The following is a 17532-nucleotide window of genomic DNA, read 5'->3' as shown; positions in this document are numbered from 1 at the left end:
AGACGGGCCACAACACAGAGAACCTGAGATAATCAGTTTCTACAATCAAAGCATGTTGGGAAAGCGATCCAACAATACTGAGAATTGTAAATAAAGAAGCAAGTAAAAGTATTTTTTAAAAATCATGTACTGGCTATTTCTCTAGGAATTATGTCCCAGACTCTACATTTTTTATATTGTAGTTAATCTAATTGTGGGATTAGATCCCACACTAAAATTACGAAAGTGATTTTACAGTCAAAGCTAGGTGCAACAAAATATTATTTCTGTTCTACTTCTTTTTTATTAGGAGTAGTTTGTCTTTGATGGAAATGAATAGATAATACGACACCTATACCAACCATTAGACTCCAAAGTGAACTACCACCATAACTAATAAATGGTAATGGAATACCAGTAATTGGTAGTAATTGGATTGTCATTCCTATATTTTGGAATATATGGAAGACGAGTAAAGAAACGTAACCAATGATAAATATTTTACTAAATGGTGATTCCACTTTGGTAGCAAGTCGAATTAAATGGAAAATCAATGCTAAAAAGATAAGTAATAAAACAACAGCACCTATAAATCCCATTTCTTCTCCGACTACTGAAAATATAAAGTCGGTATGGTTCTCAGGGATATAAACTTCACCATGATTAAACCCTTTGCCCAAGAGTTGGCCAGAACCAATTGCTTTTAACGATTCTGTTAAATGATAACCGTCGCCCGCACTATAAGAATAGGGATCTAACCACGAATTAATACGGCCCATTTGATACATTTTAACGCCGAGAAGCCCTTCAATTAATGACGGTTTGTAGATAACTGCTAAAATAATCGTTCCACCTATAACAAATGCGGCTATAAATAATGGGGCTAATATTCTCCATGTAATGCCACTTATTAACATAATCCCAATAATAATTGCACATATCACAAGGGTTGTACCTAGGTCATTTTGCAATAGGATTAATGCCATTGGAATAATTGAGATGCCAATGATTTTAAAGAATAAAACTAAATCAGTTTGAAAAGATTTATTGAAAGTAAAGCGATTATGATTAGAAACACTCTTTGCTAATGCAAGAATTAAGATAACTTTCATAAATTCTGAAGGCTGTATACTTACTGGTCCAAAGGAATACCAACTTTTAGCACCGTTAATAATTGGTGTGATTGATGTTTCTGGTAAAATCAATAAACCAACAAGCAATATGCAAAAGATGAAGTATAGAATATATGTATTATTTTTAATCTTTTTAGGTGAAATAAGCATAATGATGAGCGCAATAATAGCACCCAATATATAGTAGATAATTTGGCGAATACTAAAGTTTGCACTATATTGGCCGCCACCCATAGCTGAGCTAATCGTAGTAACACTAATTATAGCTAATATTGTTAATAATGCTACGAGTATCCAGTCTATTTTACGTAGCCAATGCTTAGATGGCTGTTGACGGGATGAATATTTCATGAGAAAACTCCTTAAACTCTTATAATCTAACGAATAATATTATATACAAATTTTACATGACTTTAAGTTAATTTGCTAGAAAATAACAGAGTGAATGTGTAAAAGAAAAATAAACATCGCTTAATTGAGTTTAATTCTTATGCGATAATAAAAGATATTCATCACATAATCACATTTATATTTAAGTTGATAAATGCAAAATTGCTTTAGACTGTGATAATATTGATTTTTAGAAAGCATAGTTTAACCTAAATAAATTTCATAAAATATTGATAGTTAACTAAAAAGAAAAATTAAAAATGAGTTGAAAGAGATAAGAGTATTTGTGGGAAGTTGAAATATCAAATTGAGATATAACTTTATACAAATGCGCGAGTTATGATCTTTCTTAATGGAGGAACTACTTATGGTAAAAGAAAACATTTGTATCGTATATGGTGGTAAAAGTGCTGAACATGATGTTTCGAAATTAACTGCGCAAAATGTTCTTAACGCAATTGATAAAGAAAAATATTTAGTCGATATCATTTATATAACGAATGATGGATTATGGAAGAAAAAAGATAATATTACTGAAGAGATTAAATCAATTGAATCACTTAATATGGCCGATGTAGAAGCAGGTGAGATCACAACTTTATTGAAAGAAAGTAGTGACGGTAAACCTTATGATGCGGTATTCCCATTACTCCATGGTCCTAATGGTGAGGACGGTACGATTCAAGGGTTGTTTGAAGTTCTGGATTTACCATACGTCGGTAATGGTGTATTAGCAGCATCAAGTTCAATGGATAAACTTGTTATGAAACAATTATTTGAACATAGAGGGTTACCACAATTACCTTACATTAGTTTCTTAAGAAGTGAATATGAAAAATATGAAGGTAATATTATCAAACTTGTTAAAGATAAACTTACATATCCTGTATTCGTAAAACCAGCGAACCTAGGTTCAAGCGTCGGTATCAGTAAATGTAACAATGAAGATGAATTAAAAGCTGGTATCGAGGAAGCTTTCCAATTTGACCGTAAGCTTGTTATTGAACAAGGTATTAATGCACGTGAAGTTGAAGTGGCTGTATTAGGTAATGATTATCCTGAAACAACATGGCCAGGCGAAGTCATTAAAGATGTTGCGTTTTATGATTACAAATCAAAATATAAGGACGGTAAAATTAGTTTACAAATCCCAGCAGAACTTGATGAAGAAGTACAAATGACTTTAAGAAATATGGCATTAGAAGCATTTAAAGCTACAGATTGTTCTGGTCTAGTACGTGCGGATTTCTTCGTTACTGAAGATAATCAAATTTTCATTAATGAAACGAATGCGATGCCTGGATTTACAGCATTTAGTATGTATCCAAGCTTATGGGAGAATATGGGACTATCCTATTCTGATTTAATTACTAAACTAATTGATTTAGCTAAAGAACGTCACGAGGATAAAAAGAAAAATAAATACACAATCGACTAAGAGGGGAATTCATAAATGATAGAAGTTTCATTAAAGCAAATTCAGGAATGGATACCTTGTGAGATAGAAACAGAATATTTACAACATACAATCAAAGGTGTAACGATTGATTCACGTGCAATCACACACGATATGCTATTTATCCCTTTTAAAGGTGAAAATGTAGATGGCCATCAATTTGTTTCACAAGCGTTAATAGATGGTGCCGGTGCATCTTTCTATGAAAAGGGCCATGACATCGATGATAATGTGAACGGACCAATTATTTGGGTAGACGATACGTTAGTTGCGTTACAGCAATTAGCCAAAGCCTATTTAAAACATGTGAATCCTAAAGTTATAGGTGTGACAGGCTCCAATGGTAAAACAACGACGAAAGATATGATTGAAAGTGTCTTACACACTGAGTTTAAAGTTAAAAAAACACAAGGTAACTACAACAATGAGATAGGCTTACCATTAACGATTTTAGAACTTGATCCAGATACTGAGATATCAATTTTAGAAATGGGTATGTCTGGTTTCCATGAAATCGAATTATTATCGACGATTGCTGAGCCTGACATTGCCGTTATTACGAATATTGGTGAGTCACATATGCAAGATTTGGGCTCACGTGAAGGTATTGCTCAAGCTAAATCAGAAATAACAATTGGACTTAAAGAAGGTGGAACGTTTATTTATGACGGTGACGAACCATTACTAGAACCACATGTTAAAGATGTTAAGCATGCTAAATGCCTAAGTATCGGTTTAAAACCAAATAATACTTTAGTTTGTGAAGTAGAGCAGAGTGAAAATGATGGTATTGCTTTTAATATTAATGGTAATGAACATTATAAATTGCCTATTCTAGGCATTCATAATATGAAAAATGCCGCTATCGCCATTGCTATTGGCCATGAATTAGGATTGGAATATGAAACAATTCAACATAATATTCATCATGTTCAACTTACAGGTATGCGCATGGAACGCCATATTACTGATAACGACATAACTATAATTAATGATGCGTATAACGCAAGTCCTACTAGTATGAAAGCAGCTATAGATACATTAAGCCAAATGGATGGCCGTAAAATCATTGTACTTGCTGATTCACTTGAATTAGGAGAAAATAGCCGTCAAATGCATGAAGATGTCGGTGCTTATTTAGAAGACAAAAATATCCAAACGCTATTAACATATGGTAACGATGCGAAATATATAAGTGACAAAGGTGGTCAATTTGTTGATCATGTTCAATATTTCACGGATAAACAAGCACTAACGCAATATTTAATGGATAATTTAGTTGCTAATGACAAAGTTCTAGTAAAGGGCTCACGTGGCAATAAGCTCGAAGAAGTAGTAAATAAATTGATTTAATTATTTTCAAGGTTGCTATTACGATTAGGCAAGTCACTTAAAAGGAATATAAATCCTTTAGTGACTTGTTTTTTTACTTTAAAAGCTAAAAAAAGTGTAAAAAATGTAAACGCTATTATGTCTTGAATCTTGGGAAAACGAACCTATCACTAGAATTGCTTTATTGCGATATATAATTTTAGGTGGTACTATATAGAAGTTGACGTAATAAGAGGACCTTATATACACAAACGTATATTGATAAATAAGAAAGTTAAAAGGAGAATTATATTGCAAAATTTTAAAGAACTAGGGATTTCGGATAAAACTGTAGAAACCCTTGAAGCAATGGGTTTTAAGGAACCTACACCTATCCAAAAAGATAGTATCCCTTATACATTAGAAGGAAGAGACATCCTTGGACAAGCGCAAACTGGGACAGGTAAAACTGGAGCGTTCGGGATTCCTTTAATAGAAAAAGTTGTGGGTCAATCAGGTGTACAAGCCTTAATATTAGCACCTACAAGAGAACTAGCTATGCAAGTAGCTGAACAATTAAGAGAATTTAGTCGTGGTCAAAATGTACAAGTTGTAACCGTATTTGGTGGTATGCCAATCGACCGTCAAATTAAAGCCTTAAAAAGAGGACCACAAATTGTTGTAGGTACACCAGGACGTGTTATTGATCACTTAAATAGACGTACATTAAAAACAAATGGTATTCATACATTAATTTTGGATGAAGCGGATGAAATGATGAACATGGGATTCATCGATGATATGAGATTCATTATGGATAAAATTCCTTCTGAGCAAAGACAAACCATGTTATTCTCAGCAACGATGCCTAAAGCAATTCAAACATTAGTACAACAATTTATGAAATCTCCTCAAATCGTTAAAACAATGAATAACGAAATGTCAGATCCTCAAATTGATGAATATTATACAATTGTTAAAGAACTTGAAAAATTCGATACATTCACTAATTTCTTAGATGTACATCAACCAGAGTTAGCTATAGTATTTGGTAGAACGAAACGTCGTGTTGATGAATTAACAAGTGCGTTATTATCAAAAGGTTATAAAGCAGAAGGTTTACACGGTGATATTACACAAGCTAAACGTTTAGAAGTATTAAAGAAATTTAAAAATGACCAAATTGATATCTTAGTAGCCACAGATGTTGCTGCTCGTGGATTAGATATTTCAGGTGTAAGTCATGTATATAACTTTGACATTCCTCAAGATACGGAAAGCTATACACATAGAATTGGTCGAACTGGTCGTGCTGGTAAAGAAGGTATCGCAGTTACATTTGTTAACCCTATTGAAATGGATTATATCCGTCAAATAGAAGATGCAAATGGAAGACGAATGAATGCGTTAAGACCGCCACACCGTAAAGAAGTATTAAAAGCGCGTGAAGATGACATCAAAGATAAAGTTAAAAATTGGATGTCACGTGAAAGTGAAGCGCGTTTGAAACGTATCTCAAGTGAGTTATTAGAAGAATACGATAGTACAGAATTAGTTGCATCATTACTACAAGAACTAGTTGAAGCGAATGATGAAGTTGAAGTACAATTAACATTTGAAAAACCATTAGCACGTAAAAATCGCCAAGGTAAAGGTAATGGATCACGCCGTGGTGGAAAACGTAATAATAAATTTGATAATAAAAACAAACGTTCTAAAGGTAACTTTAATAAGAAAAAAGGCAAAAAGCCAGATTGTCGCGAAAGACAAGATAAAGGTCGATCTACAATGAAAGGCCGAACTTTTGCAGATTTACAAAAATAAAATGCATCAATATTAATTTTATGATTAAACCATCTCATGCTTTTGAGGTGGTTTTTTAATTCGATACAAGCCTAAAAATAAATGAACCTTATTGCATCTTCGCTATAGGAGCGTAAGCATCATATCGAATATGATATAATAAAGTAAAATTGCAAAGGAGTATATTATGAAGGTAGAACGATCATTTCATAAAAGTCCTAAAAATGCACTGAAATACCACTGGATCAATAGTGGTATCTTATTTTTAATAGAACTAATTATCATTGCTGCACTATTTTCAATGTGGCAATATTTTAATTGGTACCACTTTATTGTCTACATACTTATCTTCTTAGTCTTCATTTCGATTATTCGTTTACTATTACAACCGATTATCAAGTATAAATATCGTTATTATAGGGTTGATAATAGAAATGTCGAAGTTAAAAAAACTTTTATTTTTAAAAAACACCAAATAACTAAAATTGAACGTCTACAATTTTTAGAAATTAAAAGTAACCCTATTTTAAAATTATTAAAATTAAATGTTTTAATTTTTGTAACTGCGGGGCATGAACTGAAATTACCCATTGTCTCAGAAGAAGAAATGAATGAATTATCAGAAGATATTTTTATAGCATTGCGAGGTGCTGATTCAGATGTTTAATCCCCAAAAATTACATCCTATTTCATACATAACAGGGATAATAGATGTGATTAAACAAAATATTTTTACATTTATCGTATTTGTTGGTTTTAATATTTGGAATTTTGATTTTACAGAAATTCGACATTATATTGGTCCATCCATCTTTTTATTCATCTTTATCTTAACGTTTATACATCGATTTTTAGAAATTAAAGTTACAAGATATTGGATTGAAGATGACCAATTTATTGTTACTTCTGGCTGGTTAAATAAAAAAAGAAAAGAACTAAATTTAAGCAGAATTCAGTCATTAGATACAACACAAGGTTTGATTAATCAAATCGTTGGTGGTGTTCGTTTACAAATCAAAGCGCCAAGTGATGACATTGAATTGTCAACAATAACTAAGAAACAAAGTGATTTAATTGAACAAACTATCCGTTCTAGACAAAAAGAATTAAATAATGATGTGCTAGAATACACGATCAATGATGCTATAGGTGATAATGAACTAAATACTGAGCGATTAAATGCATCGACGAGTTCAACAAAGCGTAATCCAGAGCATGTGTTTAAAATGTCCTTAAGTTCATTAATACTAATGGCTATGACGAGCGGTGCAATTGGAGTGGCTTTTGCTACAGTTTCACCAATAGTAGGTGCATTTCAAAATGTGATACCTTGGGATAAATGGACGTCTAATCTATGGCAATGGGTGAATTCTGTACTTATAATTGTACTATTTATAGTTGCATCTATTTTAATCATTAGTTATGTGTTAGGAACTATAATCACGATTATACGTTACTATAACTACAAAGTTGTCCAACAGGGTAATCATCTTAAGATTAGTTACGGTCTTTTTAATGTGAAAAATCTAACAGTGCCAACAGATCGACTACAAGCCGTATTAGAGAAACAATCTTTCTTAAGAAAAATCTTTGGATACACCTCTATACACTTTATTATCACGAGTGATATGGATATCGAGTCTAATGATGATGCAAGTAATAATGGTAAAATTATGATATTACCATTTATAAAACAAAAAGAAGCATATGAAATTATTGGCGAGCTTGTGCCTGAAATGAAGTTTAATAAGGTTCAAAACATTATGCCGTGGAATGGATTTCATCGTCACTTTTTCATACCGAGTATAATTGTTTTAATTATCGCTAGTATTGGAACTTATTTTTGGAGTGCATGGAGCTTTTTTATCGCTTTAATTATCATTATTGTGATGATGGCACATGCATATATCTACGTTAAAAATGCTGGCCTAGTGATAGAAAATGATGAAATTACTTTGAAACGAGTGAGTACGTTTGGTTTTCAAACATATTATTTCAAAACAAATAAAATTATAGGTATAGAGACGAGCCAACATCCTCTGCTTGAAAGAAGTCATTTAGCTAATATTTACTTCTTTGTTGCTAAGGGATCAATATTTGAATTTATGGAATTAAAGTTTATAAAAGAAGAAACTTCGCAACGCTATGTTGATGCGTATTTAAGAGGTGAGTACGATGACTAATTATAATTACATGAATAAAAATGGCCCTAAAGTGATGAGGATTGCTTCAATGATTGCTAGTATTATTTTTACAATTATTGTGGTAGTAGCAAGTGTATTATGTGATTTATACATTGAAGTATTGCATCGCCTATTGATTGTAAGTGTTGCGATAGGACTTATAATTTTATGTTGTGTTGTTTTTATATTTCTAATACCATTTTTAAAATATAAAAATTTTCGCTATTATTATTCGAACAATGAAATTTATATAAGACGAGGTATTATTTTTATCAACACTAAAATCATTCCTTTTTATCGAATTCAGAATATCGATATTGAGGAAGGGTTTCTAATGAGAAAATATCAATTAGCAACATTACATTTATCGACTGCCGGTGGTATTTCTCAAATAGACCTGATTACAAAAACAGACGCAATAAATCTTAAACAAATGATACAAAATAAGAAAAATATACAGCAGAATGATATTAATGAAATGGCTACAACAATAGATCGTTCAAATCTACCTAGTGAGTGAGGGCTTAGCATGATATATGGAATAGGTATTGATTTAATAGAAATTGAAAGAATTAAGAACGCTTTCGAGAAACAAACAGACAGGTTAGTCAAAAGAATTTTAACTCAAGAAGAAGAACAAAAGTTCCAATCATTTAAAAGTGAAAAGAGAAAACTAGAGTTTCTTTCAGGTCGTTTCGCAACGAAAGAAGCGTTCAGTAAGGCATTAGGAACTGGTTTAGGAAAAACAGTGGCCTTTAAAGATATTAATTGTTATAACGATAGCAATGGGAAACCATGTATTGATTACGAAGACTTTATCGTACATGTATCTATTACACACACTGAGCATTATGCGATGAGTCAGGTTTTATTAGAAAAGAGAGATTAACAGTATTATAATGTAAATAATTTCTACCTCGCCAATTGCACGAGATAAATCAACTACTACATGGTATTTAATAGTAAAGAGGAGGACTACTTATGTCAGATAAATTCTATAGATCAACCTACTTAAATGTAGATTTATCAGCAATTTTAAATAATTATAATGCTTTCAAATCGTTGCATAACCATAAAACGGTGATACCAGTCGTAAAAGCAAATAGCTATGGTTTAGGAAGCGTCAAGATAGCACAACATTTAATGAAAAACGGTGCTACATTTTTTGCAGTTGCCACTCTTGACGAAGCGATTGAATTACGAATGCATGGTGTAAATGCGCAAATACTTATTTTAGGCGTTATACCACTTGAAGATATAAACAAAGCAATTCAACATAGAGTTGCATTGACTGTACCATCACTACAATGGCTTCAACATGCAATTGATCTAATTAGTGATGATAATGAAAAGAATCTATGGCTACATGTAAAATTAGACACAGGGATGGGGAGACTTGGAATTAAATCATTAGAAGAATACAAAGAAGTTATCCGTCTAATTCATAGCCAACCGCATTTAATATTCGAAGGCGTATATACGCACTTCGCTAATGCAGATGAACCGGGCGATTCTATGGATCAACAGTATGAACAATTTGAGCAAATAGTCACGCAAGCTGAAAAGCCAAAATATATCCATGCACAAAACTCAGCAGGTTCTTTATTAAGACATTATGAACTATGTAACGCCATTAGATTAGGTATCTCCTTATATGGCTACTATCCGTCAGCGTATGTTAAAGAAACAGTTACTACTCAATTGCAACCAAGTACGCAATTAAAAACACAAGTAGTCCAAACTAAATATTTAAAACCAGGTGAATCTGTCAGTTATGGAAGCACCTATACAGCAACTGACAATATGAAGATTGCGATTCTACCTATTGGTTATGCAGATGGTTACCTACGTTCAATGCAAGGTGCATATGTAAGTGTAAACGGTCATCAATGCGAAGTCATCGGCCGTGTATGTATGGATCAAATGATTATACATGTGCCTGAAGATGTGCAAGAAGACGATACTGTGACACTTATAGATAACTCAAGTGATTCCCCACAATCAGTGGAAGCTTTAGCACAAAAGCAACACACGATTAGTTATGAAGTACTATGCAATTTAGGTCGACGTTTACCTAGAATCTACGAAGTTGATGACGAGATGCATGTAACTAATGAATTATTAAAATAGTATAGTCACTTGATACAAAATTTGTTATTATAAAAATAAATTAAAGTTTATAATGTTGTATTTGGTATCAATTGGAGGTTCATATTATGCTTACTTTTAATCAAAATAGAAGTCACAGTCTTGAACAATCTTTAAAAGAGGGCTATGCTCAGATGGCCGAATTAAATCTCTCCCTAGCGACAGAAGCTTTTCCATTAGAATGTGAAGCTTGTGATTGCAATGAAACGTACATTATTTCTAATTATAAGAGTGAATGATTAGAAGAGGCGATGTATATTTAGCTGATTTGTCACCAGTACAGGGTTCAGAACAAGGGGGAGTCAGACCTGTAGTTATCATTCAAAATGATACTGGCAACAAATATAGTCCTACCGTAATCGTCGCTGCGATTACGGGAAGGATTAATAAAGCGAAAATACCAACACATGTTGAAATTGAAAAAAAGAAATATAGACTTGATAAGGATTCAGTTATCCTTCTAGAGCAAATTCGTACACTAGATAAAAAGCGATTAAAAGAAAAATTAACGTACTTATCTGAAGAGAAAATGCAAGAAGTAGATGATGCCTTAGATATTAGTTTAGGATTACATGATGAAGTTAAATCCCAAAATTCTTAACTAAATTCATGTATAATCCAAATGTATTTCATATTAACTATTAAAGACAAAATTTTTAATATCAGTTGTTCAAATATTTAATTATTTGATTTCAAAGTACTTAATACATATGCATTATGAAAGAAGATAAGTACGAAAATGATTGAAAGGTCTTTAGTTGTTGACTTTAGGTAATACCTAAAGTCTTTTTTAAATAGAGAGTTTATTATTTAATATTATGTCATTAGCATTAGTAAATTTTATTAATAAATATTAAATACATATAAATAAGTCATTAGCGATCCATTTATTGAGATAAGGAGGCAGATTCGTGGAAGAATTTAAAAAGCATTATAAGCAACTTATAGATGAAAGTTTAGTTACGAAAAATAAACAACAATTTCTAATAAAATGTAATGATTTTACAGATGAAGTCATAAAAAAAGATATTCTACCTGAAGATATTGTGAATATACACAAATCATATGTAACCTCCTTGAATTTAGAGAAAGAACAAATTTTGAATACATTAGATGTTTTGCAAGAAGTAGTCAAAGGATTTGGCTATAGCTATCGAGACTACCAAAAGTTAGTTGATAAAATGCAATTCCACGATAAAGAAATTGACTTAGCTTCAAGGCTTCAACAAACCATGTTGAAAACGGATATTCCTCAATTTGATAGTATTCAAATCGGTGTGATTTCTGTCGCTGCACAGAAAGTAAGTGGCGATTATTTTAATTTAATTGACCATCGAGATGGAACGATGAGTTTTGCGGTTGCCGATGTCATAGGTAAAGGTATCCCTGCTGCACTAGCAATGAGTATGATTAAGTTCGGAATGGACTCTTATGGCCACTCTCAATTGCCAAGTGATGGTTTAAAGCGTCTCAATCGAGTTGTTGAAAAAAACGTAAATCAAAATATGTTTGTAACTATGTTTTATGGACTCTATGAAGAAATGAACCATTTATTATATTGTAGTTCTGCTGGACACGAGCCGGGATACATATATCGAGCGGAAACTGAAACGTTCGAAGAAATTGACGTTAGAGGTAGAGTACTAGGTGTAAGTCAGCACACTAGATATAATCAACAAGAAATCCCAATCTACTTAGATGATTTAGTTATAATATTTACAGATGGTGTGACAGAAGCAAGATATACGGATGGTGAATTTATCGCTAAAAAGACATTGTTAAACCTTATTCGAAAATATAAGCATATGCATCCACAAGATATAGTACAAATACTTTATGAAGCTATATTAAAAATTCAAAATCCTAACAAACGTGACGATATGACTATATTGATTATAAAACGTGTAAATTAAATATTAAATTTATTGATTATATAAATCTAACTATGGGTATACTTACTAGAGTATACATAATTGGTAGTAACAAAAGACTAAAATGGGAGTGTAAGAACTATGAACCTTAACATTGAAACGGTAACACATGATGAATATTATGAAGTCATTGTTGCTGGTGAATTAGATGTATATACTGTACCTGAATTGGAAGAAGTATTAATGCCAATGAGACAAGAAGGTACACATGATATTCACGTTAATGTAACAAACGTTAGTTATATGGATTCTACAGGATTAGGATTATTTGTAGGAACATTAAAAGCATTGAACCAAAATGATAAAGAGTTATATATCTTAGGGGTATCAGATAGAATCGGAAGATTATTTGATATTACTGGTCTTAAAGACTTAATGCATGTCAATGAAGGAACGGAGGTAGAATAACTTGCCAATTAAAAATGATTATATCGAGATGAAATTGCCTGCCTCTGCCGAATATGTAAGTCTAATTCGCTTAACGTTATCAGGCGTATTTTCAAGAGCAGGCGCATCTTATGACGATATCGAAGATTCTAAAATTGCAGTAAGTGAAGCCGTTACTAACGCAGTTAAACATGCTTATAAAAATAAAGATACAAATGGTATGATTAATTTATGTTTTGAGTTATTTGATGATAAAATAAAAATTATTATCTCAGATCAAGGCGAAAGTTTTGATTATGAGACAACGAAATCACAATTAGGACCTTACGATGAGAATGAAAATATCGATTTCTTACGTGAAGGCGGACTTGGTTTATTCTTAATTGAATCCTTAATGGATGAAGTGAAAGTCTTTAAAGAATCTGGTGTAACAATCAGTATGATTAAGTATATAAAAAAAGAGCAGGTGCCAAATAATGACGAAAGAGTCGAAATCAGTTAATGATGTATCACCTGAACAAATTAACCAATGGATTAAGGAACATCAAGATAACGCTAATACAGAAGCTCAAGACAGATTAGTCAATCATTACCGTAAACTAATTGAATCGTTGGCTTATAAGTATTCAAAAGGGCAATCACATCACGAAGATTTAGTTCAAGTTGGTATGGTTGGTTTAATAGGTGCTATTAACAGATTTGACCTGTCTTTTGATCGCAAATTTGAAGCATTCTTAGTACCGACCGTTATTGGTGAGATTAAGAGATATTTAAGAGATAAAACTTGGAGTGTTCATGTTCCAAGAAGAATAAAAGAAATCGGTCCACGTATAAAAAAAGTAAGTGATGAATTAACGAATGAATTAGAACGTTCCCCATCAATAGCAGAAATTGCTGATCGTTTGGAAGTTTCTGAAGAAGAAGTACTTGAAGCTATGGAAATGGGACAAAGTTATAATGCGCTTAGCGTGGATCACTCGATTGAAGCAGATAAAGATGGTTCAACAGTGACTTTATTAGATATAATGGGTCAAAGAGATGACAATTATGACTTAACAGAAAAACGTATGATTCTGGAACGTATTTTGCCTATTCTTTCAGATAGAGAAAGAGAAATCATTCAATGCACATTTATTGAAGGACTAAGCCAGAAAGAAACTGGTGAACGCATTGGTTTAAGTCAAATGCATGTGTCTCGATTGCAAAGAACTGCAATCAAGAAATTACAGCAAGCTGCTAAACAGTAAAATAGTAATAGAAACTGAGGTATCGTCATGCCTCAGTTTTTTTATATTGATATGAATAAATAAAAATAGGTACAAAGTTGACTTAATAAATTAACATGAAAAATATGATAAAATTGAGTAGAAAATATGAAAAAGTGTGGTCATAAAATGAATAAAAATCTAATTGATGAAATAACAACAAAATATCAATTTTCTGAAAAACAAGTGAAATCAGTATTAAGTTTATTAGAAGACAATAATACGGTTCCCTTTATTGCAAGATATCGTAAAGAAGCAACTGGAGGATTGGATGAAGTTCAAATCAAACAGATTTCAGATGAATACCAATACGTTGCAAATTTACAAAAAAGAAAAGAAGAAGTTATACATAATATTGAACAACAAGGCTTATTAACAAATGAGTTGAGAGAAGATATACTTAAACAAACTAAATTGCAACGTGTCGAAGATCTATATAGACCTTTTAAACAAAAGAAGAAAACAAGAGCGACAGAAGCTAAAAGAAAAGGTTTAGAAAGCTTAGCTAAATGGATCTATGATGGACAGCAAGGTGACTTAAAACAAAAGGCAGAAAGTTTCATTACTGATGAGGTAACAAATATTGATGAGGCGATTCAAGGTGCATTAGATATCATTGCTGAACATGTTTCAGATAATCCTAAATATCGTAGTCGCATATTAAAAGAGCTTTATAGACAGGGAAGTATTGTGACAACTAAGAAGAAGAAAGCAGAAGATGAAAAAGAAATATTTGCAATGTATTATGACTATGTAGAACCTATTAGGCATGTAGCAAATCATAGAGTACTTGCTATGAATCGTGGTGAAAAAGAAAAAATTCTATCAATCAAAATAGAATTTGATACAAAACAAGTGGCTAGTTCAATTGAGAAAAGTGAAATTAAACTTCAAAATCCGCATAGAGATTATATTAAGCTAGCTATTGAGGATAGTTTAAAACGATTAATTATGCCTTCAATCGAAAGAGAAATCCGAGCAGATTTAACTAGTAAAGCTGAACAACATGCCATTGAAGTCTTTAGTGAAAACTTAAAACATTTGTTATTACAACCACCTATGAAGGGTAAGCAAATTTTAGGTGTTGACCCAGCATTTAGAACAGGTTGCAAGTTAGCAGTAATTAATCCATTCGGCACTTTTATTGATAAGAGTGTGATTTATCCACACCCACCTAAATCTAAGATAGAAGCATCAGAAAAAGAAATAGTCAGAATGATTAAAGAAAATCATGTTGAACTCATTGCTATTGGTAATGGTACAGCGAGTCGTGAAACTGAACAATTTGTTGCAAATGTTATTAAAAAGTATAACTTAGAAATTAAATTTATTATTGTCAATGAAGCGGGTGCTTCTGTTTATTCAGCATCTGAAATTGCTAGATCAGAGTTTCCTGATTTTCAAGTTGAAGAACGTAGTGCAGTATCCATCGGTAGACGTGTTCAAGACCCTTTAAGTGAATTAGTTAAAATAGATCCTAAATCTATTGGAGTTGGACAATATCAACACGATGTAAATCAAAAAGAACTTGAAAGCGCACTAACATTTGTAGTTGAAACTGCTGTTAACCAAGTGGGCGTTGATGTAAATACGGCTTCTAAATCATTATTACAATATGTATCTGGATTATCCGGTACGATTGCTCAAAACATCATTGATTACCGTGAAGAGAATGGAGCCATTAAGCACAATAAAGAAATTAGTAAAGTGAAACGTTTAGGTGCAAAAACATTTGAACAAAGTATCGGATTCTTGCGTATTGTAGATGGTACTGAACCATTAGATAATACTTCTATTCACCCTGAAAGTTATGACGTAACGTATAAATTATTGGGTATTTTAGATTTAAATATTAAAGATTTAGGTACTGATAAACTTAAAACAGAGCTATCTAAAGTAAATGTGGATCAAGTTGCTAATCAACTCAATGTCGGAGTACCTACACTTGAAGATATAATTAAATCATTAATGGCACCTAATCGAGATCCTAGAGATGAATTCGAAACGCCAATCTTGAAGTCAGATGTATTATCTATTGAAGATTTAAAAGTAGGTATGAAATTAAGTGGCACCGTAAGAAATGTAGTTGATTTCGGAGCATTCGTTGATATAGGTGTGAAACAAGATGGCTTGGTCCATGTATCGAAACTATCTAAAAAATTCGTCAAAAATCCAATGGACATCGTAAGTGTGGGAGACATAGTGGATGTGTGGATACTAAATATAGATCAAACTAAGGGCAAAGTGTCTTTAACCATGATTGATCCCCATGAATAATAATGAATTACAAACTATAGTAGAACGTATTTCAAGTCAGTTTTTTAATAGACCATTTTGTCATAAAGCTTTATTTAATAACAAGCTACGCACCACTGGTGGTCGCTATATGTTAAAATCACATAATATCGAAATTAATCCCAAGCAATATCAATATTATGGGGAGAAAGCATTAATTGATATCATTAAACATGAATTGTGCCATTATCATTTACACATACTCGGAAAAGGGTATCAACATAAAAATACAGATTTTAAAGTGTTAAGTAAGCAAGTAGGTGCACCAAGATTTTGTACGCCTATTCAAACGTATGAAGAACGTGCTAATTACGTATATCAATGTAAATCATGTGGTTGCCAATATCTCAGAATTAAAAAAGTCGATGTGAAAAAGATGAGATGCGGGAAGTGCAAGGGGAAGTTATCACTAATAAAACGCGTTAATTGAAATAACTAAGCAATAACGTATTGGGAGTGGGACAGAATTCTTTTTAGATTCGTCGTATCCCCAACCTGCTTAGCTTGTAAAATCACTTTCGTGATTTTTTGTGTTGGGGCCCCGCCCACCTCCGCAAGGGTGACTAGAACTGAGAAAAGCTTGATTTAAGCGCCTTCTCAGTTCAGTCAGCTACTGCGAAACTGCAAAATAGCATAATTATATTATTTATGTCCCAGTCTTAAATATTTTATCATTTATACGTTGACATTAATCAAATAAACATGTATAGTATATATCGTTGCTTTAATAAATGTATCAAACATAAATTGTTTGTAAAACTTGTTTAAAAATATGTTAAAAAGTTATTGACATTTCATTACAAAACATTTACAATAATTATTGTTCTCGATAATTAATAGTAATTATTGCGTTTTGCCAGCGGTCGTGGCGGAATGGCAGACGCGCTAGGTTGAGGGCCTAGTGGGAGAAATCCCGTGGAGGTTCAAGTCCTCTCGGCCGCACCAAATAAACTTTCTAATTAAATATGCGGGTGTAGTTTAATGGCAAAACCTCAGCCTTCCAAGCTGATGTTGTGGGTTCGATTCCCATCACCCGCTCCATTTTAATGAACATTGAAAACTGAATGACAATATGTCAACGTTAATTCCAATAAACAGTAACTTAACTGTTACAAACACTATTTAGTATTATGAGCTAATCAAACATCATAAATTTTTATGGAGAGTTTGATCCTGGCTCAGGATGAACGCTGGCGGCGTGCCTAATACATGCAAGTCGAGCGAACAGACAAGGAGCTTGCTCCTTTGACG

At 32.4% G+C, this 17532-nt stretch carries 17 protein-coding genes, 2 tRNA genes and 1 rRNA gene; 19 read left to right on the top strand and 1 reads right to left on the bottom strand.

What is annotated here, in order from left to right; translation table 11 throughout:
• Positions 1–260: 260 nt before the first annotated feature.
• Entirely contained in the window at positions 261–1463 is a 1203-nt protein-coding gene (locus KA828_RS02175) for an FtsW/RodA/SpoVE family cell cycle protein (RefSeq protein WP_075109070.1), read from the bottom strand.
• Positions 1464–1869: 406 nt separating this feature from the next.
• Between KA828_RS02175 and KA828_RS02170 the strand changes: the two genes are divergently transcribed.
• From KA828_RS02170 to KA828_RS02080, 19 genes are all read left to right on the top strand, one after another.
• Positions 1870–2940 carry a D-alanine--D-alanine ligase gene (locus KA828_RS02170; protein WP_075109071.1) on the top strand — a complete coding sequence of 357 codons (1071 nt, stop codon included), beginning with the start codon at positions 1870–1872 and terminating at the stop codon, positions 2938–2940.
• Positions 2941–2955: 15 nt separating this feature from the next.
• Complete coding sequence (locus KA828_RS02165) at positions 2956–4311, top strand: UDP-N-acetylmuramoyl-tripeptide--D-alanyl-D-alanine ligase (protein ID WP_075109072.1); 1356 nt, start codon at positions 2956–2958, stop codon at positions 4309–4311.
• Between the two features lie 270 nt (positions 4312–4581).
• On the top strand, positions 4582–6093 hold the full coding sequence (cshA, locus tag KA828_RS02160) for a degradosome RNA helicase CshA (protein WP_210125318.1): 1512 nt from the start codon (positions 4582–4584) through the stop codon (positions 6091–6093).
• A 166-nt stretch (positions 6094–6259) separates the two neighbouring features.
• Entirely contained in the window at positions 6260–6739 is a 480-nt protein-coding gene (locus tag KA828_RS02155; RefSeq protein ID WP_053031208.1) for a PH domain-containing protein, read from the top strand.
• Positions 6732–8255, top strand: a complete 1524-nt coding sequence (locus KA828_RS02150; RefSeq protein ID WP_210125317.1) for a PH domain-containing protein — start codon at positions 6732–6734, stop codon at positions 8253–8255. Before KA828_RS02155 ends, KA828_RS02150 begins: the two co-directional genes overlap by 8 nt.
• Entirely contained in the window at positions 8248–8775 is a 528-nt protein-coding gene (locus KA828_RS02145; protein WP_075109074.1) for a PH domain-containing protein, read from the top strand. The genes KA828_RS02150 and KA828_RS02145 overlap by 8 nt, the downstream gene beginning before the upstream one ends.
• Before the next feature lie 9 nt (positions 8776–8784).
• Positions 8785–9144, top strand: coding sequence for a holo-ACP synthase (acpS, locus tag KA828_RS02140; protein WP_075109075.1), 360 nt, complete (start codon positions 8785–8787; stop codon positions 9142–9144).
• A 92-nt stretch (positions 9145–9236) separates the two neighbouring features.
• A complete protein-coding gene (alr, locus tag KA828_RS02135) occupies positions 9237–10385 on the top strand; it encodes an alanine racemase (protein WP_210125316.1) in 1149 nt (382 codons plus the stop codon).
• A gap of 86 nt (positions 10386–10471) precedes the next feature.
• The gene (gene mazE / locus KA828_RS02130; RefSeq protein WP_037538759.1) at positions 10472–10642 is read left to right on the top strand and encodes a type II toxin-antitoxin system antitoxin MazE; all 171 of its coding nucleotides are present in this window, start codon (positions 10472–10474) and stop codon (positions 10640–10642) included.
• Positions 10639–11004: a type II toxin-antitoxin system PemK/MazF family toxin gene (locus tag KA828_RS02125; RefSeq protein ID WP_053031219.1), complete on the top strand. Its 366-nt coding sequence runs from the start codon at positions 10639–10641 to the stop codon at positions 11002–11004. The genes mazE and KA828_RS02125 overlap by 4 nt, the downstream gene beginning before the upstream one ends.
• Positions 11005–11314: 310 nt before the next feature.
• On the top strand, positions 11315–12316 hold the full coding sequence (locus tag KA828_RS02120; protein ID WP_053031221.1) for a SpoIIE family protein phosphatase: 1002 nt from the start codon (positions 11315–11317) through the stop codon (positions 12314–12316).
• A gap of 99 nt (positions 12317–12415) precedes the next feature.
• Positions 12416–12742 carry an anti-sigma factor antagonist gene (locus KA828_RS02115; protein ID WP_011275274.1) on the top strand — a complete coding sequence of 109 codons (327 nt, stop codon included), beginning with the start codon at positions 12416–12418 and terminating at the stop codon, positions 12740–12742.
• Positions 12743–12770: 28 nt separating this feature from the next.
• Positions 12771–13223: an anti-sigma B factor RsbW gene (gene rsbW / locus KA828_RS02110; RefSeq protein WP_070854366.1), complete on the top strand. Its 453-nt coding sequence runs from the start codon at positions 12771–12773 to the stop codon at positions 13221–13223.
• Complete coding sequence (gene sigB, locus KA828_RS02105) at positions 13198–13968, top strand: RNA polymerase sigma factor SigB (protein WP_070854339.1); 771 nt, start codon at positions 13198–13200, stop codon at positions 13966–13968. Before rsbW ends, sigB begins: the two co-directional genes overlap by 26 nt.
• 147 nt (positions 13969–14115) lie before the next feature.
• Positions 14116–16263, top strand: a complete 2148-nt coding sequence (locus KA828_RS02100; RefSeq protein WP_210125315.1) for a Tex family protein — start codon at positions 14116–14118, stop codon at positions 16261–16263.
• Positions 16256–16711: a SprT family protein gene (locus tag KA828_RS02095; RefSeq protein WP_210125314.1), complete on the top strand. Its 456-nt coding sequence runs from the start codon at positions 16256–16258 to the stop codon at positions 16709–16711. The genes KA828_RS02100 and KA828_RS02095 overlap by 8 nt, the downstream gene beginning before the upstream one ends.
• Positions 16712–17140: 429 nt before the next feature.
• Positions 17141–17226 (top strand) — tRNA-Leu (locus tag KA828_RS02090).
• Between the two features lie 22 nt (positions 17227–17248).
• Positions 17249–17322, top strand: a tRNA-Gly gene (locus KA828_RS02085).
• 114 nt (positions 17323–17436) lie between these two features.
• A 16S ribosomal RNA gene (locus tag KA828_RS02080) occupies positions 17437–17532 on the top strand; the annotation flags it as partial.

This window comes from Staphylococcus sp. GDY8P85P (genome assembly GCF_017892405.1).
GTDB classification, from domain to species: domain Bacteria; phylum Bacillota; class Bacilli; order Staphylococcales; family Staphylococcaceae; genus Staphylococcus; species Staphylococcus borealis.
Note: the sequence above shows the minus strand (reverse complement) of the source record. Positions and strands in the feature narration are given on the sequence as shown.